Raw genomic sequence first — 24,209 nt, forward strand, 5'->3', positions numbered from 1 at the left:
GGGCACTCAAGGGTTTTCCCTCTGTCCCCGCGCCCAACCGACGTCGCGGACCGGCCACTTGCGGTTCGCGAAGGTGACGGAGGGGGCTCGCCGGGTACGGTCCGATCATGCCCCGACTGGTGGACGTTCCCGGGTACGCGCGCTTCTGGACGGCCTCCGCCGTCTCGGCGTTCGGCTCGCAGGTGACGGGGCTCGCCCTGCAGATCCTCACGGCCGTCACGCTGAGCGCGTCCGCCACCGAGGTGGGCCTGGTCAACGCGGCCCGCTGGGCGCCCTATCTGCTCTTCGGCCTGATCGCCGGAGTCCTGGTGGACCGTTGCCGGCGCAAGCCGCTGCTGGTGGCCATGGATCTCGGCCGGGCCGCGCTGCTCGGCGCGATTCCGCTGCTGTACGCGGTGGACCGGCTCGACATCGCCACCCTGTGCGCGTGCGTCTTCGCCTTCGGGGTGCTCTGTCTGTTCTTCGACGCGGCCAACCAGTCCTACGTGCCGCAACTGGTCCCCAGAGAACTCCTCAACGCGGGGTACGCGTGGGACAGGCCGACGCGGTGGCCGGGTCGACCGGGCCGCTGATCGCCGGCGTGCTGATCAAGCTCCTGGGCGCACCGCTCGCCGTGCTCGTGGACGCGGCGAGCTATCTGGCCTCCGGTCTGTTGCTCACCTCTGTGCGGGCCCATGATCCCGTGCCCGACCGGGGCGCGCGGCGCGGTCTCGGCAGCGAGCTGCGGGAGGGGGTGGCCTGGGTCTACCGTCACCGGACCCTGGCCTCCATCGCGCTGACCTCGCATCTGATGCTGCTCTTCAACACCGTGGTCGGTACGGTCTTCGTCGTCTTCGCGCTGCGTGACCTGAGGATCGGGGACTTCGGGCTGGGCGTGACCTATGCCTGCGCGGGACTCGGCGGAGTGCTCGGCGGCGCGTTCTCGGGGCGGGTGGCGAAACGATTCGACGTCGGCGCCACCCTGATCGCGGGCCGTCTCCTCGCCGCGGTCGGCTGGCTGCCGCTGGTCCTGGCCCGCCGCGGACCGTGGGCCCTGGTCTCCGTATCCGCGGCCTTCTTCGTGGTGTCCGCGGCGATCTCCCTCGAGAGCCCGGTGGAGATGAGCTACCGCCAGGCGGTCACGCCCGACCGGCTGCGGGGCCGGATGAACGCCACGATCCGCTCGTTCAACTGGGGAATGGTGGCGATCGGGGCGCCGCTGGGCGGGCTCCTCGCCGACCACGTCGGCTACCGCTTCGCCCTGTCCGTGGGGCTGACCGGAGCCGTCCTCCAGGCACTCGCGCTCGCCGTGTCCCGCACCCGCGAGGCCCGTGCCACCGACGGACACGAACCGCTCGTGCCCGCCTGAGGCCGGGTGGCGACCGGCCCTGCCAGGCACCGAAATGCGGCTTCGGTGAACGCGGGGGATGCTGGGAGGGCCAACGCACGTCCGGAGGAGGACAGCCATGTCGTTCATGGAAAAGGTCAAGGGAATGCTCGGCCAGAACCCCGACAAGGCCAAGCAGGCCGTGGACAAGGCGGGAGACATGGTCGACGAGCGCACGGGCGGCAAGCACGCCAAGCAGGTCGACATGGCTCAGGACAAGGCCAAGGACTTCATCGACCGCGAGAAGCCGCAGCAGCCCTGACCGCCTGACCGCATCTGTCCGCGTATCGCCCTCGATGCGCCTCAAGTGGTCTCTGAAAGTTGAGACTTGGTCAAGTACAGATGCGAAAGCCGTGCGCGACCCGGCCCCGATTCGTAATACTCCCCTCACAAGAAGCCAGGACTCTGGGGGGAGTTGGCTCATGCAAGGCACGATCGACGGGTTCCGCTACGGTGCGGTTACTCCGGTGGCGGCCTATCTGATGGCCTGCCTGGGAGGTGCTCTGGGACTGCGCTGCGTGGTGCGGTCCCTGCACAACAAACATTCCTGGAAGGCGGGTTGGCTCGCGCTCGGCGCGACCTCCATCGGCACCGGCATCTGGACGATGCACTTCATCGCGATGATCGGCTTCCAGGTCGAGGAGACCCGCATCGGCTACGACGTCGGCCTCACGGTGCTGAGTCTGGCCGTGGCGATCGTCATGGTCGGCGTCGGGGTGTTCGCCGTGGGATATCGCGGCGCCACCACCGGCACGCTCTCGGCGGCGGGCGTCATCACCGGCCTCGGGGTCGCCGCGATGCACTATCTGGGCATGGCCGCCCTCAAGTTGAACGGCACCATCGAGTACCGGACCAGCACGGTCGCGCTCTCCATCGCGATCGCGATCGTCGCCGCGACGGCGGCCCTGTGGGCGGCCGTCTCCATCCGCGGCTTCCTCGCGAGCCTGGGCGCCAGCCTGGTGATGGGCGTGGCCGTGTCCGGGATGCACTACACGGCCATGGCCGCCGTGAGCGTCCATCTGCACAGCACCGGCGGGGCGTGGACGGGCGACTCCGCCACGTCGCTGCTGCTTCCCATGCTGCTGGGCCCGGTCATCTTCCTGCTGCTGGCCGGGGTCGTCGTGATGTTCGACCCGCTGCTGGTGATGGGCGAGGGCAACTGGGACCGTTCTTTCTCCCGGCACCCCGTCGCCCCGAAAACCGCTGACGCAGGGCAACCGGATTCGGCCCTCACCGCACAGGACGCCGCGACACCCTGGGCCATGGTCACCAACAACGGTCGCCACGGCCCGAGTTCGGCCACAGGCCGCCGCAGACCTCGCTAGCGGCGCCTCAGTTGGGTGCGCCCGGCGGCACCCGGGGCTGCGGGTCGAGCCGCACCGAGCCGGGGTCGGCGAGGAGGGCGCGGATGAACTCCCCCGCCTCGCGAGCCTGTTCGTCGGCCTGACAGCGCAGCTCCGTCGCGAGCCGCCGCAGGGCACCGCGCAACGACATCCGCACCGGAGTGTGCAGCGCGGTGTCGTCGAGCAGACTCAGCAGGTGGTTGAGGAGGGTCCAGTCCGCCGCATGCTGCCCGGCGGCGCCGCCGGGCAGATCCCCGGGTACGGGGTCGCTCCGTCGCCAGGTCGCGGCGACGAGCGCGTCGACGATGTCTACGACACCGGGCACGGCGGGATCGGCCGCGTGCTGCCAGGCCACCCGGTTGAGCCGGGCCGGGTCCAGCAACTGCTGGGTCACCAGGGCGGTCGCGGCCCGTACGGCTTCGAAGGGGTCGAAGATCCGTCCGGCGCCCGTGTCGAGGTACTGCTCCGTCCGGCCGTAGCGGATCGCGGGCGGGGTGAGGGCGTCCAACACCGTGTGCGGCAGGGCGAGTTGCTCGGCGCGCAGCAGCTCGGCGAGCCGGGTCAGTGCCGTGTGCTGAGTGGCCGCGTCGACAGCTTCCGTGCCCCGGCCGGCCTCGCCCGCGAGCCCGTACACGTAGCGCACCCCGCCCACCAGCCGGGCCACGGCCGCCACCTCGTGCCGGTGCAGCAGGTGCAACAGCGCGGCGCGTTCCTCCAGTTCGCCGGTCTGCCGGTCGGGCGGCAGCACCCCGGTGGTGAATCCGTCCAGGGCGATACGGCGGACCCGCAGCATCGTCTCCAGCGCCCGCAGGGCGTCCGCCCCGCTGACCCAGGGCACGGCGTCGGCGTGCGCGGCGTGCGGGCCCTGGGCGTCCTCGTCGGAGACGTAGGTGAGACCGGCCTCGGCGGCTTCGCGGCGCAGTGCGGCGAGCGCGGCGTCCTCGTCCCTCTCGCCTCCACCTTCGCCGAACCGTCCGTAGGCGTGCGCGACCAAGTAGTGGTCCCACGGCCCGAGTTCGGTGCCGTACGCGGCGGAGAGGTCGAGTTCGCCGTCCTCGGTGACGCGGATGCGGGCGTGCGGATAGTCCATGACGGACGGCTCGGGGTGCGCCGTACCCGCGAAGTTGTGCATGAAGCCGAGCGCGTGGCCGATCTCGTGCGCGGCCAGCTGGCGCAGCCGGGCGAGCACCAACTCCTCGACGGCGGCGAGCCGTTCGGCCTCGTCCGGACGGCCGTAGGGGGCGAGGAGGGCTTCGCCGAGCGCGCGGACCTGCTCGGCGCGCTGGGAGCCGAGCCGTACCCGGGCGTGCAGGATCTCGCCGGTGCGCGGGTCGGTGAGCCCCTGTCCGAGGGACCAGCCGCGGCCGGCCCGGTGCACCCAGACCACGCCGTTGACGTCGGGGTCGTAGGGGTCGAAGTCGGCGCCGCCGGGCTCGACCCGGTAGGCGTCCGGAAGGCCGATCCGGGCGAAGGCCAGCTGCCACCAGTTGCCGCCCTCGACAACGGCCGAGCGGAAGGGTTCGGGGACGGCCGGATCCACCTGGAAGACGATCGGGTGGCCGCCGGGTTCCGCGCGGAAGCGGGGCTGGAACCTGACCTGGGTGCCCGCCCGGCCGACGAGGCCGTGGTCGGCGTAGCCGATGCCGTAGCCACCCGAGGCGGGGTGGTAGCGGCGGACGGGCAGCGGGGTCGCGGGCAGCCGCATCAGATTGAGCTGCTGGACGACGGTGAGCGCGCGCGGGTCGGCGGCCACGGCCTGGACCGCCCGGCCCCGGCCCGGGCCCCGGAAGGTGAGGAGTGCGGGGAGCCGGACGGCACGCGGGCCGGTGCGGCTGTCGGCGACGAGCGGGAGGCTCGCGGACTGGTCGATCGTGTAGTCGCCCTGCTCGTGCGCGTGCAGATGCTCGGCGACCCGGTCGTGGTCGGCGGTGACCAGGCCGGTCGCGTCGACGACCACCGCCCCGTCCTCCTCCCGCAGCACGGGACCGCTCCACACCACGGACAGCGCGAACGACTCGTCCCCGGCCCGTACGGCGGCCTCGTCGCCGGAGGTGAGGAAGTGCTTGTTGCGTACGGCGAACAGGACCCGGTCGCCGATCCGGCGGAACTCGGCGAGCCGCGCCTTGCCCGCCCTGCCCCGGTCCAGCCACAGGTCGCTGGAGCCGAGGCCCTGGGAGAGGGAGACGGTGAGGAGGAAGGGTTCGTCGAAGTGACGGATGCCCAACAGCAGCCGGTCCGAACGGAGTTCGGGGTCGGGGAGCAGATCGATGAAGTCGGCTTCGCCGGGCATGCGGGGGCCTTTCGGTCGTACGTCGTCGAGTTGATGTTGCCAGGCCCCTGCCGCCCGTCCGGACATGGCTCGTTGTTACGGTGCACCGGTGTCTGAATCCTCACGCGATACCCCCGAAGGCGCCGGTTGGGGCAGCGCGGAACGCGGCGCGTACCGGCAGCTCATGCCGACCCACGTCCAGAAGGTCTCGTGGCTGAATCCGAAGACCCTGTGGGCCGCGCGCAACGGTGTGCTGGCCTCCTGGTTCGGGGATCCGACCGGCGAGACCCGCGGCCGCTGGGTCGCGCAGCGCACGGCCGCCGGCGCCCCCGCCGACAAGGTGATCCGGCGTGACGACGCGGACACCTTCTCCTTCATGGTGATCGGTGACACGGGCGAGGGCGACGATCCCCAATACGCCGTCGTACCCGGGTTTCTGAAGGTCGGTCAGGGAACGGACTTCGCGGTCGTCACCAGCGACGTCATCTATCCCGTCGGCACCGCGGACGACTACGGCACGAAGTTCTTCCGTCCGTACCAGGACTATCCGGCACCCATCTACGCGATACCCGGCAACCACGACTGGTACGAGGGCCTTGGCGGGTTCATGCGCGTCTTCTGCGACGACGCGCCCGCGCTGCCCGCACCGGAGTCGAAGCCGCGACCGCTGACCCGGACCTGGTGGCGCTCACTGCTGTGGCACCACCCGCGCCCGAACGACGGCCAACACCTCGACAAGGAACGGGAGTTGCGGTCCTCGCCGACCCAACGGGCCGTCCAGCCCGGCCCGTACTGGGCGATCGACGCGGGACCGGTGCGGATCATCGGCATCGACACGGGCCTGCTGGGCACGATCGACGCCGAACAGGGCGCCTGGCTGCGCGAGGTGGCAAAGGGGCCGACACCGAAGATCCTCGTCACGGGCTCGCCGCTGTACGTGGACGGCAAGTACGACCCCTGTGCCATCGACGGCGGCGGCACGGTCGACGACATCGTCCGCGATCCGGACCACCACTTCGTGGCGGCGATCGGCGGCGACATCCACAACTACCAGCGCTATCCGGTGCGGTTGGACGACGGGCGCACCCTCCAGTACGTGGTCTCGGGCGGCGGCGGCGCGTTCATGCACGCGACCCACACCGTCCCGCGCGTCGACATCGCGGGCGTCACCGAGCGGGACTTTCGCTGCTATCCCCTGCGTGGCGACTCCCTCGCCTTCTACAGCAGGCTGTACGGGCGCCGGCTGCACCTGCGCCGCTTCTTCACCCTGACCGAGGCCGAGGCGTCGGCCGTGATCTGCGAGCGCCTCGGCATTCCGCCGACCCGTACCCCGGGCCCGCCGGTCCGCATCACCCGGCGGATCCGGCTGGTCGCGAGCCTCCTGGGCGCGGGCGGCCGTCCCGACCACACCTCACGCTTCCGGCTCCCGGTGCGCAAGATCTACACGCAGCTGTTCTCGCCCGGCTCGGTGACGTACAGCCCGCCGTTCTTCAAGTGCTTTCTGCGGCTGGACGTCACCCCGGAGGCGGTCCGGCTGCGCTGCTTCGCGGCCACCGGCAACCGCGCCCAGGAGATCGACCCGCCGGTCGAGGACGAGATCGTCATCCCGCTGCGCTGATCACACGCCCGCAATGTTCACCTGCCACAATCGGGACAGATCAGCACTGACGTACGACCGCCGGAGGAGCCCGTGCCGCCCACCTCACGCCCGTTGCGGAAGCTGGGCTTCCTCACGATCGGCCTCTTCGACGAGGCCGATCCGCGCCGGGGCCACGAGTCGACGCTGGAGATCATCGAACTCGGCGAGCGGCTCGGCTTCGACAGCGCCTGGCTGCGCCACCGCCATCTCCAGTACGGCATCTCCTCCCCCGTAGCGATCATGGCGGCGGCCTCGCAGCGCACCAGCCGCATCGAACTCGGCACCGCGGTGATCCCGCTCGGCTGGGAGAACCCGCTGCGGCTGGCGGAGGACCTGGCGACCGTCGACATCCTGTCCGGGGGCCGTATCAACCCGGGCGTCAGCGTCGGCCCGCCGATGCACTACGACCAGGTCAGGGAAGCGCTGTACCCCGACACGGCCGATGTCGAGGACTTCAGCTACGAGCGGGTGCGGCGGCTGCTGGACTTCGTGCGCGGCAAGCCTGCCACCGACTTCAGCGGGGTCGAAGGCTTCGAGGTGTTCTCCGACCGGGTGCAACCGCACTCTCCCGGTCTGGGCCGTCGCCTCTGGTACGGCGGCGGCAGCGCGAGTTCGGCGAAGTGGGCCGGCGAGCACGGCATGAACTTCCTGACGAGCAGCGTCGTCAAGGCCGAAGGGCCGGACGGGTCAAGGGACTTCGCGGAGATCCAGCTCTCCCACATCCGTACGTTCCGCGCCCACCACCCGGACGGGGAGGCCGCCCGCGTCTCCCAGGGACTGGTCGTGATCCCCACCGACTCCGCGTCGCCCGAACAGCGCGCGAGGTACGAGGAGTTCGCCCGCAGGCGCACTCCCCGTACGACGTCACCGCAGGGCCCGGCCCGGCTGATGTTCGCGCCGGACATCGTCGGCACCTCGGAGGAGATCGCCGAACTCCTGGGCGCGCACGCCGCGTTCAGGGAGATCGACGAGGTGGCGTTCGCGCTGCCGTTCACCTTCGAGCACGAGGACTACGTGCAGATCCTCACCGACATGGCGACGAAGCTGGGACCGGCGCTCGGCTGGAAGCCCGCCGCCTGACCTCACCAGCGGCCCGGCTCCGTACCGACGATCGGCTCCGACGGCTTGCCGTCGACGCCCACCGGTATGTCGCCGGTGAGCATCACCCGGTGCATGGTCCGGGGGAAGCCGAGGTGGGCGTTGTCGCTGGGGGCGAGGTGGATGGTGGCCCGGTTGTCCCAGAAGGCCACGCTGCCCGGCTCCCAGCGGAAGCGGACGGTGTACTCGGGCCGGGTCGCCTGCGCGAGCAGCAGTTCCAGGATCGCGGCGCTCTCCGCGCGGGAGATGTCGGTGATCTGCTCCAGGTAGTAGCCGTTGACGAACAGCACCCGCTCGCCGGTCTCGGGATGCACCCGGACCAGCGGGTGCTCCGAGGCGACCTGGTGGTCCAGGAGATGACGGACGTATGCGTCGTCGCCGGGTCGCGGCTGGTAGCCGACGCCGAGCCGGTGCTCGGCCCGCAGCCCGTCCACGAACTCCCGTACCGGCTGCGACAGTCCGGCGTAGGCGGCGGCCAGGTTGGACCAGGTGGTGTCGCCGCCGTACGGCGGGACGGTCTCCGCGCGCAGGATCGTCGCGGCCGGCGGGTCGATGCGGGCGCCGTGGTCGCAGTGCCAGCCGCGCAGCAGGGTGTGCCGTCGGCGCTCCAGCCACTCGTCGTGCTCCATGCCGAACCGGCCGCCCAACTCCAGCCGGTCGGCGGTGGTTTCGACCTCGGGGAAGTCCGCCGGTGAGGCGCTGCCGCGCCGGCCGAGCACGACCGGTTCGCCGAACCTCCGCGCGAATGCCACGTGCCCGGCGTGATCGAGCCGTTGGTCCCGGAAGAACACGACCTTCCAGCGCAGCACCGCGGCCCGGATCGCGGCCACCACGGCGTCGTCGAGTTCACCGGCCAGATCGACACCGGTGATCTCGGCCCCGATGTGCCCGGCGGCCGGCTTCACCTCCAGACCGTCCGCCCGCACCGCGTCGTCCGTCGTACCGCTGTCCTTCGTCATGCGCGCTCCGTCGTCGTACCTGCTCGGTCGGTCGTGCCCACCGGGTCGTACCCAGGTCGTACCGGGTTCAAGAAGATCGTGACAGCGATCACCGCACGAGGCGACAGGGCTCCCGGGCGCCCATACTGGCTGTACCGCACAGTCAAGGGAAGGTCGACCGTGATCAGCATCCCGACGCACACGCTCAACGACGGAACGCAGCTCCCCGCCATCGGCCTGGGCACCTGGCCGATGGACGACGCGACGGCCGAGGAGGCCGTCGACGGCGCGTTGCGCATGGGCTACCGCCTGGTGGACACGGCGACGAACTACCGCAACGAGACCGGCGTCGGCCGGGGCATCGCCCGCAGCGGTGTGCCGCGCGAGGAGATCGTCGTGACGACGAAGCTCCCGGGCCGCCACCACGGCTACGACGAGACCCTCGCGTCCTTCGAGGAGTCCCGGGCGCGGCTGGGCGTGGAGTACGTGGACCTGTATCTGATCCACTGGCCGCTGCCCCGCGTCGGCAAGTTCGTCGATTCCTGGAAGGCGATGATCAAGCTCCGCGAGGAGGGTCTAGTCCGGTCGATCGGCGTCTCCAACTTCACGCCCGGGCACATCGAGCGGCTGGAGAAGGAGACCGGCGTGCTGCCCTCGGTCAACCAGATCGAGCTGCATCCGCTGTTCCCGCAGGACGAACTGCGTGCCTTCGGTGCCGAGAAGGGCGTCCTCACCGAGAGCTGGAGCCCTCTCGGACGCGGTTCCGCGCTGCTCGACGACCCGACCGTCGTCACGGTCGCGGAGGCCTTCGGGGTCACGCCGGGCCAGGTGGTGCTGCGCTGGCACACCCAGCTCGGGGCGGTCCCGATCCCCAAGTCGGCCGACCCGGACCGGCAGCGCGCCAACCTCGACATCTTCGGCTTCGAACTCGGCCCGGCACAGCTGGCCGCCCTCTCCGACCACGCCCCGCAGAGGCTGGGCGGGGACCCGGAAACACACGAGGAATTCTGAGGATCCGAGGGTGGAAGTCGCGTGTTCCCACCCCCAACTCGCCTTCCCTGCCTCTATGTTCACGGCGGAGGCTCACGATCTCACCGGAAGGCCCTCGCATGCGCAACGCGTTCCGTACCGCCGTGACCGGAGCGGTGGCCACCGCCGCCCTGCTGGCCGGCGGCACCGTCGCCCGGGCGACCCCCGCCGGGCCCGGCGTCACCGCCAGGCTGATCAGCCAGACCACGATCGGCGACACCGACTACACGGTGCGCGAGATCACCATTCCGCCCGGCCAGGCCACCGGCTGGCACTACCACGACGGCCCCCTGTACGGAATCGTCAAGGAGGGCACGCTCAGCCACTTCGACTCCAGTTGCGCTTCCGACGGCGTCTACCGCAAGGGCAGCACCATCCAGGAGCCGGCCGGGGCGGGCAACGTGCACATCGGCCGCAACCTGGGGAAGACCCCGCTCGTCCTGGACGTGCTGTACGTCCTGCCGCACGGATCGCCGTTCTCGGAGGACGCGCCGAACCCCGGCTGCCCCTTCGAGTAGGCCCTCGCGTCAGTCCGGCGGCAGCGGCTGCTCCGCCCAGATCGTCTTGCCGCTGCCGGTCTGCCTGCTGCCCCACCGCTGGGTGAGCTGGGCGACGAGGAGAAGTCCGCGTCCGCCCTCGTCGTAGGCGTGGGCGCGGCGCAGATGCGGTGAGGTCGAACTCCCGTCGGAGACCTCGCAGATGAGGGCGCGGTCGCGGATCAGGCGGAGCTGGATGGGCGGTTGGCCGTAGCGGATGGCGTTGGTGACCAGTTCACTGACGACGAGTTCGGTGACGAAGGCCTCCTCCTCCAGCCCCCACGCGGCGAGTTGCTCGGTGGCGGACTGCCGGGCCCCGGCCACGCGCGCGGGGTCCGGGTCGATGTCCCAGGTGGCGACCCGGTCGCCGCCCAGCGCGCGGGTGCGCGCCAGCAACAGGGCCACGTCGTCGCTCGGTTCCTCCGGCATCACGGCCTTCAGCACCGAGTCGCACAGTGCGTCCAGGGAGTCGGCGGACGCGGTGAGCGCGTGGCACAGTTCGGCGGTGGCGTGGTCGACGTCGCGGTCCCGGTCCTCGATCAGACCGTCCGTGTAGAGGGCGACGACGGCACCCTCGGGAAGCTCCAACTCGACGGCCTCGAAGGGGAGTCCGCCGACCCCGAGCGGTGGCCCCGCGGTCATGGTGACGAGGCTCGCGGTCCCGTCGGGCAGCACGAGGGCCGGCGGCGGATGCCCGGCGGCGGCCATGGTGAGGCGGCGCGAGACGGGGTCGTAGACGGCGTAGAGGCAGGTCGCGCCGAGTTCCGCGACCTCGTCGCCCGCGTCGTCGGCCGCGAGGTGGGTCACCAAGTCGTCGAGGTGGGTGAGGAGTTCGTCGGGCGGCAGGTCCACGTCGGCGAGCGTGCGCACCGCCGTGCAGAGGCGGCCCATGGTCGCCGAGGACGCGATGCCGTGTCCGACGACGTCGCCGACGACGAGGGCGACCCGGCTGCCGGACAGCGGGATCACGTCGAACCAGTCGCCGCCGATGCCCGCGAGCGAACCGGAGGGCCGGTAGCGGTGCGCCACCTCGACCACGGCCTGTCCGGGCAGGCCTCTGGGCAGCAGGGTGTGCTGCAACGCCAGCGCGGTGCTGCGTTCGCGGGCGAAGCGGCGGGCGTTGTCGATGCAGACGGCGGCCCGGCTGGCCAGCTCCTCGGCGAGTACGGCGTCGTCCTCCGCGTAGTCGTCCGGGTGCGCCATACGGACGCCCACCGCGACGCCGAGGGTGGTGCCCCGCGCCCGCAGCGGCACCGCGATCATCGAGTGGACGCCCTTGCGGTACGAAGCCGCGGCGGGGCTGCGCGCGTTGCGCTCCGCCACCCAGCGGACGAAGTCGGGTTCGCCCGCCTGGCTGAGGAAGGCCCGACCCGACCGCAGCGCACGCGCGGGCGGCGAGTACGGCGGGTAGACGTCCGCCTCGGACAGGTGCAGCGCCGCCTCGGGCGTGCCCTCGGTGGCGGAGCCGTGGGCGACCCGGCGCAGGACGACCTCGCCCTCCAGCTCGGTCGGCGGTTCGTCCGCGCCGAGCACCCAGTCCAGCAGGTCGACGCTGGCGAAGTCGGCGTAGCGGGGCACCAGCAGCTCCACCAGTTCCTCGGCGGTGCGCACCACGTCGAGGGTGGTGCCGATGCAGGTCGCCGCCTCGTTGAGCAGGGCCAGCCGCTGCCGGGAGAGGTACTGCTCGGTGCTGTCGAAGGCCGCGAGGGCGACCGCCGTCAGCTCGCCCGAGGGATCTCTGAGCGGCCACATCTCGATGCTCCAGGCGTGCTCACGGTTCAGGGCGGGGGCGCCCGCCCAGCTGTCGTAGCGGACCGGTCTGCCCGTCTCGACTACCTGGCGCAGGTTGCGGAGGAAGCCCCGGCTGTGTTCGGCGTCCTCGACGCTCTCCGGGAAGAACCGGCCGATGAGGACGTCCTCCGGTACTCCCATCACGCGGCAGGCGACGTCGTTGACGCGGAGATAGCGCTGCCCGGTGTCGAAGACGGACAGGGACATCGACGCCTGTTCGAAGGCCTGCTCGGCGAGGGTGGGGCCGGGGTCGGCGGTGAGGACGTATCCGTCCGGTGCACCGTCCGCGCCGAGCACCGCGCAGGCCCGCACGGCGAGCCGGAGCGGGGAGCCGTCCCGGTGACGTAGGACCACCGGGCCGGCCAGTGCGGCCACGGACGTGGCGGCGGGGGGTTCGGCGAGCAGTGCCGCCACCGACCGGCCCACGGCCTCCTCGGCCGGGTATCCCGTCAGTGCCCGGGCACCCTCGCTCCACCCCGTCACGATGCCCCGGGCATCGATGACCGCAGCGGCGGACGCCTGTTCCATATCGTCCAGGATGGTCCCAGTACCGTGCCGCATCAACCGCGCTACGGCATTTGCAGCGCCGGTGTCACTTCCGGTGGGCGCGCAGTGCGGCGAGGGCGCGGTCGGCGTGGGTGTTCATCCGGAGTTCGCTGGCGACGACCTCCAGGATGGTGCGGTCCTCGCCGATGACGAAGGTGGACCGCTTGGTGGGCGCCAGTGAGAACCCGCGCTTCACGCCGAACCGCTCCCGGATCGTCCCGTCGACGTCCGAGAGGAGGGGCATGCCGAGGGTGTTCTTCCCGGCGAACTCCTTCTGCTTGTCGACCGTGTCGCCGCTGATGCCGACGGGCCGGGCGCCGACGGCCGCGAACTCGGCGGCCAGATCACGGAAGTGGCAGGCCTCGGCGGTGCAGCCGGCGGACAGCGCGGCAGGGTAGAAGAAGAGCACCACGGGCCCCTCGGCGAGCAGTTCCGTGAGGCTGCGCTCCGCGCCGGTCTCGTCCGGCAGCGTGAAGTCCTCGACCTTGTCACCGACGTTCAGGCGATCACTCACGATTGTCCCTCCCCATTGTTTTTGGCGACACTACGGGCCCACAGCACGAGGGGTATCTGCAGGGGCAGCCGTCCGAGGGCCGCCGCCTTCTGCGGGGCCGGGCGGTCCCGCCAGTCGATCGCCATCTGCACATTGGCGGGGAACACGCCCACGAAGAACGCCGCCGCGGCGAGCGCGGCCGTGCGCCGGGTGCGCGGCACGGCGAGCCCGGCGGCCAGCGCCAGTTCGACGGCACCGCTCGCGTACGTCCAGGTCCGGGGTGATCCCGGCAGGGCGCGCGGGATCGTCGCGTCGAACTGTTTCGGCGAGGCGAAGTGGGCGACCCCCGCGGTCGCCAGCAGTCCGGCGAGCAGCAGCGACGAGCGTTCGGACCGTGGCACGGTTCCTCCTCAGATGGCCTGCCGCGCGATATTACTCGACGGTAGGCCCTTATCGGCCCCTTACCACTTCGGTCTGACCTTTGATATGTTTCGCAGCCGGAACCGGAGAAGGGTCCGTGCATGGACTTCGAACTGACCGAGGACCAGGAAACGATCCGCAAGTCCGTCGCCGGACTGCTGCGCGACTTCGACGACCAGTACTGGATGGCGAAGGACCAGGCGCACGAGTTCCCGACGGAGTTCTACGAGACCGTCGCGGGCGGCGGCTGGCTCGGGATCACGATCCCCGAGGAGTACGGCGGCCACGGCCTCGGCATCACCGAGGCCAGCCTGCTGCTGGAGGAGGTGGCACGGTCGGGCGGCGGCATGAACGCGGCCAGCGCCATCCATCTGTCGATCTTCGGCATGCATCCGGTAGTGGTGCACGGCTCCGAGGAGCTGAAACGCCGCACACTCCCGCGTATCGCGAGCGGCGACCTGCACGTCTGTTTCGGCGTCACCGAACCGGGCGCCGGACTCGACACCGCGAGCATCACGACGTACGCGCGACGGAACGGCGACCACTACGTGGTGAACGGCCGCAAGGTGTGGATCTCCAAGGCGATGGAATCGGAGAAGATCCTTCTCCTGACCCGCACCAGCAAGGCCGACGAGGTCGCCAAGAAGACCGACGGGATGACCCTGTTCCTGACGGACATCGACCGCGACCGCATCGACATCCGCCCCATCCCCAAGATGGGGCGCAACGCCGTCACCTCGAACGAACTCTTCATCGACGACCTGCGCATCCCCGTCGAGGATCGCGTCGGCGAGGAGGGCCAGGGCTTCCGCTACCTCCTCGACGGCCTCAACCCGGAGCGCATGCTGATCGCCGCCGAGGCCCTCGGCATCGGCCGGGCCTCGCTCGACAAGGCCGTCCAGTACGGCAAGGAGCGCATCGTCTTCGGCCGCCCGATCGGCATGAACCAGGCCGTCCAGTTCCCCCTCGCGGACTCCCTCGCCCGCCTCGACGCCGCCGAACTCGTGCTGCGCAAGGCGACCTGGCTCTACGACAACGGGAAGCCCTGCGGGCGGGAGGCGAACACCGCCAAGTACCTGTGCGCGGACGCCGGGTTCACGGCCGCCGACCGGGCCCTCCAGACCCACGGCGGCATGGGCTACTCCGAGGAGTACGGCGTGGCCCGCTACTTCCGCGAGGCCCGCCTCATGCGGATCGCGCCGATCAGTCAGGAAATGATCCTGAACTACCTGGGATCGCACACGCTGGGACTCCCGAGGAGCTACTGAATGACCGACAGCACAGGGCTGTTCGACCTCACGGGCCGGTCGGCGCTGGTCACCGGCGCCGGGGGCGGCATCGGTTCCGCCGTCGCCGAGGCACTGGCGCGCGCGGGTGCCGCGGTGCTGGTGACCGACGTCGACGAGTCGGCCGCGGCGGCCGTCGCCGGGAAGATCAACGCGGCAGGGCTCACGGCGGACAGCGCCGCCCTGGACGTACGGGACCGGTCAGCCGCCGATACGGCCGTGGCACGCGCGGCGGCGCTCGCCGACGGGACGCTGCACATCCTCGTGAACAACGCCGGGGTCATCGCCCCGGCCATGTTCGACAAGCTGGAGGAGGACGCGTTCCGACGGGTCCTCGACATCCATGTGATGGGGACCTTCCACTGCGCGCAGGCCGCGCTGCCGTTCCTGCCGGAGGACGGGAAGGGACGGATCATCAACGTCACCTCGTCGGCGGGCCTGGTCGGCACGCTCGGGCAGGTCAACTACTCGGCGGCGAAGGCCGCGATCATCGGGCTGACCAAGTCCCTGGCCCGTGAACTGGCGCGCCGGCGTGTCCTGGTGAACGCGCTCGCCCCGCTGGCGGCCACGTCCATGACGGAGACCATCCGGACCAACGAGAAGTTCGCGGCCCAGATGCTCGCCCGCATTCCGCTGGGCAGATGGGCGGAGCCGGCGGAGATCGCGGGCAGTTTCGTGTTCCTCGCCTCGGACGCGGCCTCCTTCATCACCGGTCAGGTGCTGCCGGTGGACGGCGGCATGGTGATGTGACGGGCTGCTCGGTGGTGCGGCAGCGCGGTGCTCTCGTAGGTGGCGCGGTGATGTGACAGGGGACGCGCGTGCTGTGTTAAATGGTTCAGCCAAAGAGGCCGAAGAGCGCGGCCTGCAACGAGAGGCCCGAACCTGTGCAGAGCGCCGAGCACCCTTCCCGCACCTCCCGTGGGCGCGCCGCGACCGGTGAGCCCCGACCGCGTTTCGACACGCTGACCGTCCCCAAGGCCTCGGACGTGCTGGCGGCGGAGGTGCGCGAGCGGATCCTCTCCGGGGAGTTCACGGAGGGCATGGCACTGCCGCCGGAACGGCAACTGGTCGAGCAGACGGGACTGAGCCGGGCCACGGTGCGCGAGGCGCTGCGCGTCCTGGAGGTCGAACGGTTGCTGGAGATCAGGCCGGGGCGCGGGGGCGGTGCCTTCGTGCACAGGCCTGGGCGTGAATCGCTCGCGAACACCGTGCGGTTGGTGATCCGGGGTCAGCGGATCCGGCTTGAGGACCTGCACGAGACGCGGGAGGCGATCGAGCCGGCGTGCGCGGCGCTGGCGGCCAGGCGTCGCAGGGACGCCGACCTCGCGGAGCTGGACGACGCGCACGCGGAGCTCGTCGCGGCCGGGGACGACATCCAGCGGTTCCTGCGCGCGAACATCCACTGGCACAACGCCGTGGCGAGGGCCGGTGAGAACGAGCTTCTCATCGGGTTCATGAGCGCGCTCTCGCAGTCGATCCACGCGGCCACCGACATCGAGCAGTTCATGGACGCGGACATCCGCAAGCTCACCGCCCGTGCGCACGCCCGGATCACCGAGGCCATCCGGGACGGCGACAGCGAGGCGGCGATGCGCCGGATGACCCGCCATGTGTGCGGCTTCGCCCGGGCCGCCGCCGAGGTGGACAGCAGGGACGGTGTGGAGCTGACCGATTCGGAGAACTGACCCACGCGATAACGAGAATGTGATTCTCTTCTTCGTGCAACACCATTGACAGTTTCGGTCTGACCTTTAATACCATCGCGGTATGAGCAAGGTGAGTCCCGTGCTGACCGTGGCCGCCGACGGAGACGTCCGCATCGTCACCCTGAACCGCCCCGACCGGTTGAACGGCGTGTCCGAGGAGCTGCACCGACGGCTGTCGGAGGTGTGGCGCGAACTCGCGGACGACACCAAGGCCCGGGCCGTCGTCCTCACGGGCGCGGGACGGGCGTTCAGCGCCGGCGGCGACTTCGACCATCTCCTGCGGCACCACACCGACCCGGAGCTGCGGGAGCGGTCCATCCGGATCGACCGCACCATCCAGACCGAGATGATCCGCTTCCCGCTGCCGGTGATCGCCGCCGTCAACGGCCCCGCGGTGGGCCTGGGTTGCAGCCTCGCGCTGGCCTGTGATCTCGTACTGATCGCCGAGGACGCCTACTTCGCGGACCCGCATGTGTCGGTCGGCCTGGTGGCGGGCGACGGCGGAGTGACCCTGTGGCCGCTGCTCACCAGCCTGCTGCGGGTCAAGGAGTACCTCTTCACCGGGGACCGCATCCCCGCCGCCAAGGCGGTCGAGTTCGGCCTCGCCAACCGCACGGTCCCGCCCGACGACCTCATGCCTGAGGCCCTCGCCCTGGCCCACCGGCTCGCGGCCCAGCCCGCCGAGGCCCTCCGCGCCACCAAGCTGGCCCTCGCCGCCGTCGTCGAGCAGGTCTCGCGCGGCGGCATGGAGGCGGCCCTGATGGCCGAGCGGGCCACGATGACCAACCCCGACCACATTCGCATCATCACCGACCTCGCGGCCCGCGCCGAGCGGCGCGCGAACCCCCCTGAGGAGCGCTGAGCGTGGAGCGCGAGGAGTTCGTCCTCGTCCGCGACATGGTGCGCTCACTCGCACCCCGGTACGGCGTGACCTCGCCGGACGAAGTGAAGCCGGCGACCCGAGCCGCAGCCCAACAGGCCCTGGACGACATGGGTTTGAGAGACCTACGGCGCACCTCTCCCCCGGCGGCGACCGCGCAGGAGTGCGCACTGCTCGCGGAGGAACACGGCCGCCACCCGCTCACCACGTCTCTGCTCGGCACGGTCCTGCTCGCTCCGGAACTGCTCCGACTGCTCGGCGACGACACCTCACGGGGAACCCCCACCGTCGCGCTCACCCGCGAACTCCACTTCCCCGCCACGGAGTTGACGGATCTCGTCGCCTGGGACAGCGACGGAGCCGACAGCGCGCTCTGCGTCACCACCGACGGGACGGTCACCCGGGTCGAGTTGGGCCCGGCGGCACCGAGCACGGACCTGCTGCGCGCGATCCGTGCAGTCCCGGGCGACACTCCCGTGGAGACCGTCGGCCGTCTCACGGCACCGGACCGACTCCGCTGGCAGGCCTACGCACTCGTCGTCGTGACCGCCGAACTCGTCGGCGCGGCGGGCTCGTTCGTGGAGCAGGCCGTCGAATACGCCCGCGTCCGGCGCCAGTACGGTCGGGCGATCGGCTCCTTCCAGGCCGTACAGCATCTCCTCGCGGACGCGACGGTCCTGGTGGAAGCGGGTGCGAGTGTCACGCGCTACGCGGCCTGGTGTCTGGACAACGAACCGCCGGAGCGGGCCCTGACGGCCGCGCGCGTCGCCAAGGCGGAGGTCAACTCCTCGGCGCTGGAGGCGGTGTACGCCGGGATGCAGGTCTTCGGCGGCATCGCCCAGACGTGGGAGCACATCGCGCACCTGTACCTGCGCAAGGTGCGGCTGGGCGCGACGCTGCTCGCCACGACGGACGACCTGCTCCCCTCGCTGGCCGCACCGGAGGTGCCGCGATGACCGACACCCCGCTGGACTTCGGCGACCCTGCCGACCTGGACCGGCTGCGCACCGAGTTCCGCGCCTGGCTGGCCCGACACCCGCTTCCCGAACGGGAGTCGGGCGAACCGGTGCCGGTCTTCCTCCATCGCTGGCACCGGCTGCTGCACTCTGGTGGCTGGGTCGGGCTCGACGTCCCGGAGCGCTACGGCGGCCGGGGTCTGACCGCGCTGCACCAGGTGGCGATCAGTGACGAACTCGGCGCCTGCCGGGCCCCGGGCGTCCCCCGCATCGGCTATCTCGCCCACGCCCTGCTGGAGTTCGGCTCGGAGGAACAGCGACTGCGGTTCCTGCCAAGGATGTTGGCCGGTGACGAGGTGTGGTGCCAGGGTTTCAGCGAACCGGGAGCCGGCTCCGACCTGGCGGGCATGACCACCTTCGCCGAACGGCACGACGGCCACTACATCGTGCGCGGCCAGAAGCTGTGGACCAGCTACGCCCAGTACTCCGGCCTCTGCCTGCTGCTGGCCCGCACCGACCGCTCGGCACCGGCCCACAAGTCGATCTCGGCGTTCGTCCTGCCCCTGGACCGCCCCGGTGTGACGGTCCGCCCGCTGCGCGCGGCCAACGGCGACGACGAATTCTGCGAGCTGTTCCTCGACGACGTCCGGATCGAGGAGTCCGAGCGCGTCGGCGCCGAGGGCGTCGGCTGGGCGCTGGCGATGACGACGGTGTCGTACGAGCGCAACGCCCTCGACACCGGGCACATCTCGAAGTACGGGCTGCTCGTCGAGCGGCTCCGGCGTCATGCGTCCGCACACGAAGGCACGCTGCCCGACGGGCTGCTGTCACGGATCGGCCGGTGTGTCGTGGACTACGAGGTGCTGGTGGCGCACGCCCGCCGCCGTACCGCCGAACGCCTCGCCGGGCAGGTCGCCGGCCCGGAGTCCTCCGTGGACAAGCTGCTGATGACGAGGACCGAACAGCGGCTCTACGACACGGCACTTGAGGTGTTCCCGGGCGAACTGGCCGGGGAGGGCGGCGAGTTGTTCGGCGACTACCTCTACTCCCGTGCGGCCTCCGTCTACGGCGGCACCTCCCAGATCCAGCGGAACATCATCGCCAAGCGGATCCTGCATCTCCCCTCGAACGGCTAGCCCTGGAGCCAACTGATGCGCTACGACGACGAATTCCTGAGCATCCCCCACGTCATCAGGCTGGCCGCCGAACGCTTCGGGGACGCCACGGCACTCATCGACCAAGACCGCCGCTGGACGTTCCGGGAGCTGAAGGACCGGATGGTCGACGCGGTCCGCGCCACCATCGCGCTCGGCATCAAGCCCGGGGACCGGGTCGGGCTGTGCGCCCCCAACTCGGCGGAGTGGATCCTCGCCGCGCTGGGCATCCACGGCGCCGGGGGCGTGCTGGTACCGCTCAACACGCGGTTCAAGGCGCAGGAGATCTCGTACATCCTGCGGAAGTCGGAGGCGGCCGCCGTGTTCGCCTCGCCCTTCCTCGGCAACGACTACGTCGGCGAACTGCGGAAGGCCGACCCGGGACTGCCGGCGCTCCAGAAGACGGTGTCCGTTCTCGGTCCGCAGGGGACGGCCGACCGGTCGTGGAACGACTTTCTCGGCGCGGCAGATGCCGTTTCCGCGTCCGCCGCCCATGAGTCGATCGACCGGTTGACGCCGGACGACGTGTCCGACGTGATGTTCACGTCCGGCACGACGGGCCACCCCAAGGGCGTGATGCTCACGCACGGCCAGTCCCTGCGTGCCTACGGGTGGATGGCCGAGGAGTACACGTTCCGGGCGTCCGACACCTTCCTGGTGATCCCGCCGTTCTTCCACTGCTTCGGCTACAAGGCGGGGTGGCTGGCCTCCCTGATGCACGGGGTGACCGTCATTCCGATGGCCGTCTTCGACGCCGGGCGGGCACTGGACCTCATCGCCCGTGAGCGGGTGAGCATCCTCCTCGGCCCGCCGACGATCTTCCACGACCTGGTCAACCATCCGGACCGGGCCGAGCACGACCTGTCGTCCCTGCGAGTCTCCATGACGGGCGGTACCACGATTCCGGAATCACTGATCCGAGCGATGAAAACGGAGTTGTCGTTCGACATCGTGATGAGCGCCTACGGCCTCACCGAGTCCACGGCGCTGGTAACCACGACCCGGGTCGGTGACTCGGAGGAGACGGTCGCCCGCACCACAGGCAGCGCCATTCCGGGTGTCCAGGTCCGGATCGTCGCCGACGACGGTCTGGACGTCCCGATCGGGCTCGACGGCGAGATCCTCGTGCGCGGCTTCAACGTCACCCGCGGCTACTGGGACGACCCCGACGCGACCGCCTCGACGATCGACGCCGAGGGCTGGCTGCACACCGGGGACATCGGACGGCTCGACGACGACGGCAATCTCGCCATCGTCGACCGCAAGAAGGAGATGTTCATCGTCGGCGGTTTCAACGCCTATCCGGCGGAGATAGAGAAGCTGCTTCTGGGCTGCGAGAGCGTTCAGCAGGTCGCCGTGATCGGCGTTCCCGACGAACGGCTCGGCGAGGTCGGCTGCGCCTTCGTGGTCGCGGACCCGGAGCACCCGACGACCGGGCCCGAGGTCATCGCCTGGGCCCGCGAGAACATGGCGAACTTCAAGGTGCCCCGGCACGTCCGCTTCGTCGACCAACTCCCGCGCAACGCGAGCCAGAAGGTACTGAAGGACGAACTCCGTGCCAGTTTCACGGCCGTGGGCTGAGAGATGACGACAACGACCGGGCCGCTGGCCGGAATCACCGTGGTCTCGTTGGAGCAGGCGATCTCCGCTCCCATGTGCACCCGCACGCTCGGCGACTTCGGCGCCCGAGTGATCAAGGTGGAGAACCCCCAGGGCGGCGACTTCGCCCGCCACTACGACGACGTCGTCAAGGGACTCGGGGCGCACTTCGTCTGGGTCAACCGGGGCAAGGAGTCGGTGGCCCTGGACCTCAAATCACCTGGTGGCATGGCCGTGTTGCACCGGCTGCTGGAGCGCGCGGACGTCCTCGTCTCCAACCTCACACCCGGCACCACGGCCAAACTCGGCATCTCGCCCGGCGACTTGACGACCCGTCACCCCGAACTGATCGCCGTCGAGATCGACGGCTACGGCCCCGGTGGCCCGCTCTCCCACAAGCGGGCCTACGACCTGCTCGTGCAGGCCGAGTCGGGCGCCTGCTCGGTGACCGGACAGCCGGGAGCCCCGGCCAAACCCGGCCCGCCGATGGCCGACGTGTCGAGCGGCCTGTACGCGGCGCTGTCGGTCGTCGCGCTGCTGTGCGGCAGGGAGCGCGGGGTGGGGCCCGCGGCCTCGTCCGTCGCGGTGAGTCTGTTCGACACGATGACGGAGCTGATGGGCTATCCGCTCACCTACACCCAGCACTCCGGGGTCGAGCAGCAGCCGCTCGGTCTGAGTTCGCCCGCCGTGGCGCCGTACGGCGCCCATCGCACCGCCGACGGCCACACCGTGATCCTCGGGACGACGAACGACCGTGAATGGCAGCGCCTGGCAAGGGAGTTGCTCGACCGTCCGGACCTCGCGGACGACCCCCGCTTCCGCGGCAACGCGGGACGCGTGGAACACCGTGCCCTGCTGGAGCCGGAGATCAGCGCCTGGTGCGCACGGCACGACCTCGCGTACGTGCAGGATCGCGCGGACGCGGCCGGCATCGGCAACTCCCGCTACAACACGACCAGCGACGTCATCGCCCACCCCCATCTCCAGGCGCGCAACCGGTGGCGGGAGATCGACACGCCGTCCGGTCCGGTGCAGGCGCTGCTGCCGCCGCCGGTCATCGCCGGGTACGACCCGCCGATGGGCGCGATTCCGGCGCTCGGCCAGCACACCGACGCCGTACTCGCCGAACTCGGCCTCACGGGCGAGGAGATCGCCGTTCTCCGGGCAGAGGGAGCGGTGCGATGAGCGGGCCGCCGGTGCTTCTGACGAGCGACGCCGACGGTGTTCGTACGCTGACGTTGAACCGACCGGAGCGCAAGAACGCGATCGACGCCGAACTGTGGGACGCCCTGCGAACCGCGCTCTCCGCTGCGGGCAGCGACCGTACGGTACGTGCGCTGGTCCTCACCGGTGCGGGCGGTGCCTTCTGCTCCGGGGCCGACATCCGCAAAGGCGTCAGCGACGAGCACCCCCTCTACCGGATGCGGACTCTGACCGAAGTCACCCTGCTGCTGCACGAGTTGCCGATCCCCACGATCGCCAAGGTGCAGGGCGTGGCGGTCGGCGCGGGCTGGAACCTCGCCCTGGGCTGCGACTTCGTCGTGGCCACTCCGGAGAGCACGTTCTCGCAGATCTTCGCCCGCCGCGCCCTGTCCATGGACTGCGGTGGCTCCTGGCTGCTGCCGAAGCTGGTGGGTTTGCAGCAGGCGAAACGGCTCGTGCTGCTGGCCGAGACGATCGACGCCGAGGAGGCCCACGCGCTGAACCTGGTGACCTGGGTCGTGGACGCCGACAAGATCGACGCCTTCGTGGACGACCTGACCGCCCGGCTGGTCGCCGGAGCCCCGGTGGCTCTCGCGCAGAACAAGGCGCTCCTCGACGAGAACGCCGATCGCACCCTGCGCGAGGCCCTTGCCGCCGAGGCGCGGGCGCAGGCCATGAACTTCGCCACGGCGGACGTCCCGGAGGCGTACGCCGCCTTCGTGGAGAAGCGCCCGCCTCGCTACGCGGGGCGCTGGGCGGTGCCGGGAACGGCCGCGCCCAGAGCGACAAAGGAGACGTAATGCGTGAGGCAGTGGTGGTGGAGGCGGTCCGCACCGCCGTCGGCAAACGGAACGGCGGTCTGGCCGGTGTGCACGCGGCCGACCTCTCCGCCGTCGTCCTCCAAGCCCTCGTCGACCGTACGGGCCTGGATCCCGAGGTCGTGGACGACGTGGTGTGGGGGTGCGTGGGCCAGCTGGGCGACCAGTCGAGCAACATCGGCCGCTACGCGGTGCTGGCCGCGGGCTGGCCCGAGACCATCCCGGGGACCACGGTGAACCGGGCCTGCGGATCGAGCCAGCAGGCTCTGGACTTCGCCGCACAGGCGGTCATGTCCGGGCAGCAGGACGTCGTGGTGGCGGGCGGCGTCGAGGTGATGAGCCGGGTGCCGCTCGGGGCCTCGCGGGCCGGCGGGATGCCGTACGGTCCCCAAGTCTTCGCCCGTTACGAGGACTTCTCCTTCAACCAGGGTGTCTCGGCCGAGCTGATCGCGCGGAAGTGGGGACTGGGCCGGGGTGTCCTGGACGAGTTCGCCGCGCTGTCCCACGAGCGGGCGGCGGCCGCACAGGACGGCGGGGCGTTCGACGCGCAGATCGTGCCGGTGCCCGACGACACGGGCGGCACGGTGACCGTGGACGAAGGCATCCGGCGAGGGACCAGCAGCGCCACGCTCGCGAAGCTGAAACCGTCCTTCCAGGACGACGGGGTGATCCACGCGGGCAACTCCTCGCAGATCTCCGACGGTGCGGCGGCCCTGCTGGTGACCACCCCGGAGAAGGCCCGTGAGCTGGGGCTGACGCCGATCGCGCGCTACCGGGCGGGCGTGGTCACCGGTTCCGATCCGGTCCTGATGCTGACCGGGCCGATCCCCGCGACCGAGAAGGTGCTCCGCAAGGCCGGAGTGGCACTCTCCGAGGTGGGCGTCTTCGAGGTCAACGAGGCCTTCGCGCCCATCCCGCTCGCCTGGCTGGCCGAGACCGGAGCGGACCCGGCCCTCCTCAACCCGCTCGGGGGCGCCATCGCGCTCGGGCATCCGCTCGGCGCGTCGGGTGCGGTCCTGATGACGCGCATGCTCCACCACATGCGGGACCACGGGATCCGCTACGGCCTCCAGACCATGTGCGAGGGCGGCGGCACCGCCAACGCCACCGTCGTCGAACTCGCTTCCTGACAGGGGATG

The 24,209-nt window shown here is 70.8% G+C and carries 21 protein-coding genes and 1 pseudogene; 17 read left to right on the plus strand and 5 right to left on the minus strand.

Annotated elements, in window-relative coordinates; translation table 11 throughout:
• The first annotated feature begins 107 nt into the window (after positions 1–107).
• The 3 genes and pseudogenes from ACQHII_RS02495 (at position 108) to ACQHII_RS02505 (ending at position 2,691) form a co-directional block, all read left to right on the plus strand.
• A pseudogene (locus ACQHII_RS02495) lies at positions 108–1,348 on the plus strand (MFS transporter).
• 97 nt (positions 1,349–1,445) lie between these two features.
• A complete protein-coding gene (locus ACQHII_RS02500; protein WP_262062275.1) occupies positions 1,446–1,628 on the plus strand; it encodes an antitoxin in 183 nt (60 codons plus the stop codon).
• Between the two features lie 160 nt (positions 1,629–1,788).
• Positions 1,789–2,691, plus strand: a complete 903-nt coding sequence (locus ACQHII_RS02505; protein WP_427917613.1) for an MHYT domain-containing protein — start codon at positions 1,789–1,791, stop codon at positions 2,689–2,691.
• Positions 2,692–2,698: 7 nt separating this feature from the next.
• Here the strand turns inward: ACQHII_RS02505 and ACQHII_RS02510 are convergent, their stop codons facing one another.
• On the minus strand, positions 2,699–4,999 hold the full coding sequence (locus ACQHII_RS02510; RefSeq protein WP_427917614.1) for a zinc-dependent metalloprotease: 2,301 nt from the start codon (positions 4,997–4,999) through the stop codon (positions 2,699–2,701).
• Between the two features lie 88 nt (positions 5,000–5,087).
• Between ACQHII_RS02510 and ACQHII_RS02515 the strand changes: the two genes are divergently transcribed.
• Together ACQHII_RS02515 and ACQHII_RS02520 are read left to right on the plus strand one after the other, a co-directional pair.
• A complete protein-coding gene (locus tag ACQHII_RS02515) occupies positions 5,088–6,596 on the plus strand; it encodes a metallophosphoesterase family protein (RefSeq protein ID WP_427917615.1) in 1,509 nt (502 codons plus the stop codon).
• A gap of 72 nt (positions 6,597–6,668) precedes the next feature.
• Positions 6,669–7,697, plus strand: coding sequence for an LLM class flavin-dependent oxidoreductase (locus ACQHII_RS02520; protein ID WP_427917616.1), 1,029 nt, complete (start codon positions 6,669–6,671; stop codon positions 7,695–7,697).
• Between the two features lie 2 nt (positions 7,698–7,699).
• Here the strand turns inward: ACQHII_RS02520 and ACQHII_RS02525 are convergent, their stop codons facing one another.
• Entirely contained in the window at positions 7,700–8,674 is a 975-nt protein-coding gene (locus tag ACQHII_RS02525) for a TauD/TfdA dioxygenase family protein (protein ID WP_427917617.1), read from the minus strand.
• A gap of 159 nt (positions 8,675–8,833) precedes the next feature.
• On the opposite strand from ACQHII_RS02525, the gene ACQHII_RS02530 reads away from it, so the two are divergent.
• Positions 8,834–9,664 carry an aldo/keto reductase gene (locus ACQHII_RS02530; protein ID WP_427917618.1) on the plus strand — a complete coding sequence of 277 codons (831 nt, stop codon included), beginning with the start codon at positions 8,834–8,836 and terminating at the stop codon, positions 9,662–9,664.
• A 98-nt stretch (positions 9,665–9,762) separates the two neighbouring features.
• Positions 9,763–10,200, plus strand: coding sequence for a cupin domain-containing protein (locus ACQHII_RS02535; protein WP_427917619.1), 438 nt, complete (start codon positions 9,763–9,765; stop codon positions 10,198–10,200).
• 9 nt (positions 10,201–10,209) lie between these two features.
• Here the strand turns inward: ACQHII_RS02535 and ACQHII_RS02540 are convergent, their stop codons facing one another.
• From ACQHII_RS02540 to ACQHII_RS02550, 3 genes are all read right to left on the minus strand, one after another.
• Positions 10,210–12,537, minus strand: a complete 2,328-nt coding sequence (locus ACQHII_RS02540; RefSeq protein WP_427917620.1) for a SpoIIE family protein phosphatase — start codon at positions 12,535–12,537, stop codon at positions 10,210–10,212.
• Between the two features lie 64 nt (positions 12,538–12,601).
• Positions 12,602–13,069 carry a peroxiredoxin gene (locus ACQHII_RS02545; RefSeq protein WP_427917621.1) on the minus strand — a complete coding sequence of 156 codons (468 nt, stop codon included), beginning with the start codon at positions 13,067–13,069 and terminating at the stop codon, positions 12,602–12,604.
• Positions 13,066–13,449, minus strand: coding sequence for a DoxX family protein (locus tag ACQHII_RS02550; RefSeq protein WP_427917622.1), 384 nt, complete (start codon positions 13,447–13,449; stop codon positions 13,066–13,068). Before ACQHII_RS02550 ends, ACQHII_RS02545 begins: the two co-directional genes overlap by 4 nt.
• Before the next feature lie 120 nt (positions 13,450–13,569).
• Between ACQHII_RS02550 and ACQHII_RS02555 the strand changes: the two genes are divergently transcribed.
• From ACQHII_RS02555 to ACQHII_RS02600, 10 genes are all read left to right on the plus strand, one after another.
• A complete protein-coding gene (locus ACQHII_RS02555) occupies positions 13,570–14,736 on the plus strand; it encodes an acyl-CoA dehydrogenase family protein (RefSeq protein ID WP_427917623.1) in 1,167 nt (388 codons plus the stop codon).
• Complete coding sequence (locus ACQHII_RS02560) at positions 14,737–15,504, plus strand: SDR family NAD(P)-dependent oxidoreductase (RefSeq protein WP_427917624.1); 768 nt, start codon at positions 14,737–14,739, stop codon at positions 15,502–15,504.
• Between the two features lie 80 nt (positions 15,505–15,584).
• Positions 15,585–16,439: a FadR/GntR family transcriptional regulator gene (locus ACQHII_RS02565; protein ID WP_427917625.1), complete on the plus strand. Its 855-nt coding sequence runs from the start codon at positions 15,585–15,587 to the stop codon at positions 16,437–16,439.
• Between the two features lie 82 nt (positions 16,440–16,521).
• The gene (locus ACQHII_RS02570) at positions 16,522–17,322 is read left to right on the plus strand and encodes an enoyl-CoA hydratase/isomerase family protein (protein ID WP_427917626.1); all 801 of its coding nucleotides are present in this window, start codon (positions 16,522–16,524) and stop codon (positions 17,320–17,322) included.
• A 2-nt stretch (positions 17,323–17,324) separates the two neighbouring features.
• Positions 17,325–18,296, plus strand: coding sequence for an acyl-CoA dehydrogenase family protein (locus ACQHII_RS02575; protein ID WP_427917627.1), 972 nt, complete (start codon positions 17,325–17,327; stop codon positions 18,294–18,296).
• On the plus strand, positions 18,293–19,432 hold the full coding sequence (locus ACQHII_RS02580; protein ID WP_427917628.1) for an acyl-CoA dehydrogenase family protein: 1,140 nt from the start codon (positions 18,293–18,295) through the stop codon (positions 19,430–19,432). Before ACQHII_RS02575 ends, ACQHII_RS02580 begins: the two co-directional genes overlap by 4 nt.
• A 15-nt stretch (positions 19,433–19,447) precedes the next feature.
• Positions 19,448–21,031, plus strand: coding sequence for a FadD3 family acyl-CoA ligase (locus ACQHII_RS02585; protein ID WP_427917629.1), 1,584 nt, complete (start codon positions 19,448–19,450; stop codon positions 21,029–21,031).
• Between the two features lie 3 nt (positions 21,032–21,034).
• Positions 21,035–22,234, plus strand: a complete 1,200-nt coding sequence (locus ACQHII_RS02590; RefSeq protein WP_427917630.1) for a CaiB/BaiF CoA transferase family protein — start codon at positions 21,035–21,037, stop codon at positions 22,232–22,234.
• Positions 22,231–23,052 (plus strand): enoyl-CoA hydratase/isomerase family protein, encoded by an 822-nt coding sequence (locus tag ACQHII_RS02595; RefSeq protein WP_427917631.1) that lies wholly within the window; start codon positions 22,231–22,233, stop codon positions 23,050–23,052. The genes ACQHII_RS02590 and ACQHII_RS02595 overlap by 4 nt, the downstream gene beginning before the upstream one ends.
• Positions 23,052–24,200 carry a thiolase family protein gene (locus tag ACQHII_RS02600; protein ID WP_427917632.1) on the plus strand — a complete coding sequence of 383 codons (1,149 nt, stop codon included), beginning with the start codon at positions 23,052–23,054 and terminating at the stop codon, positions 24,198–24,200. Before ACQHII_RS02595 ends, ACQHII_RS02600 begins: the two co-directional genes overlap by 1 nt.
• The last annotated feature ends 9 nt before the right edge of the window (positions 24,201–24,209 follow it).

The sequence above is a fragment of the Streptomyces sp. cg40 genome (assembly GCF_050320165.1).
Classification (GTDB): Bacteria; Actinomycetota; Actinomycetes; order Streptomycetales; family Streptomycetaceae; genus Streptomyces; species Streptomyces hokutonensis.

Bases quoted from the DNA above. Each gene is read 5' to 3' on its own strand.
- ACQHII_RS02585 (WP_427917629.1), top strand. From the start codon at position 19,448: ATGCGCTACGACGACGAATTCCTGAGCATCCCCCACGTCATCAGGCTG.
- ACQHII_RS02580 (WP_427917628.1), top strand. From the start codon at position 18,293: ATGACCGACACCCCGCTGGACTTCGGCGACCCTGCCGACCTGGACCGG.
- ACQHII_RS02510 (WP_427917614.1), bottom strand. From the start codon at position 4,999: ATGCCCGGCGAAGCCGACTTCATCGATCTGCTCCCCGACCCCGAACTC.
- ACQHII_RS02500 (WP_262062275.1), top strand. From the start codon at position 1,446: ATGTCGTTCATGGAAAAGGTCAAGGGAATGCTCGGCCAGAACCCCGAC.
- ACQHII_RS02570 (WP_427917626.1), top strand. From the start codon at position 16,522: ATGAGCAAGGTGAGTCCCGTGCTGACCGTGGCCGCCGACGGAGACGTC.
- ACQHII_RS02555 (WP_427917623.1), top strand. From the start codon at position 13,570: ATGGACTTCGAACTGACCGAGGACCAGGAAACGATCCGCAAGTCCGTC.
- ACQHII_RS02595 (WP_427917631.1), top strand. From the start codon at position 22,231: ATGAGCGGGCCGCCGGTGCTTCTGACGAGCGACGCCGACGGTGTTCGT.
- ACQHII_RS02505 (WP_427917613.1), top strand. From the start codon at position 1,789: ATGCAAGGCACGATCGACGGGTTCCGCTACGGTGCGGTTACTCCGGTG.
- ACQHII_RS02535 (WP_427917619.1), top strand. From the start codon at position 9,763: ATGCGCAACGCGTTCCGTACCGCCGTGACCGGAGCGGTGGCCACCGCC.
- ACQHII_RS02540 (WP_427917620.1), bottom strand. From the start codon at position 12,537: ATGGAACAGGCGTCCGCCGCTGCGGTCATCGATGCCCGGGGCATCGTG.
- ACQHII_RS02565 (WP_427917625.1), top strand. From the start codon at position 15,585: ATGGTTCAGCCAAAGAGGCCGAAGAGCGCGGCCTGCAACGAGAGGCCC.
- ACQHII_RS02590 (WP_427917630.1), top strand. From the start codon at position 21,035: ATGACGACAACGACCGGGCCGCTGGCCGGAATCACCGTGGTCTCGTTG.
- ACQHII_RS02525 (WP_427917617.1), bottom strand. From the start codon at position 8,674: ATGACGAAGGACAGCGGTACGACGGACGACGCGGTGCGGGCGGACGGT.
- ACQHII_RS02560 (WP_427917624.1), top strand. From the start codon at position 14,737: ATGACCGACAGCACAGGGCTGTTCGACCTCACGGGCCGGTCGGCGCTG.
- ACQHII_RS02600 (WP_427917632.1), top strand. From the start codon at position 23,052: ATGCGTGAGGCAGTGGTGGTGGAGGCGGTCCGCACCGCCGTCGGCAAA.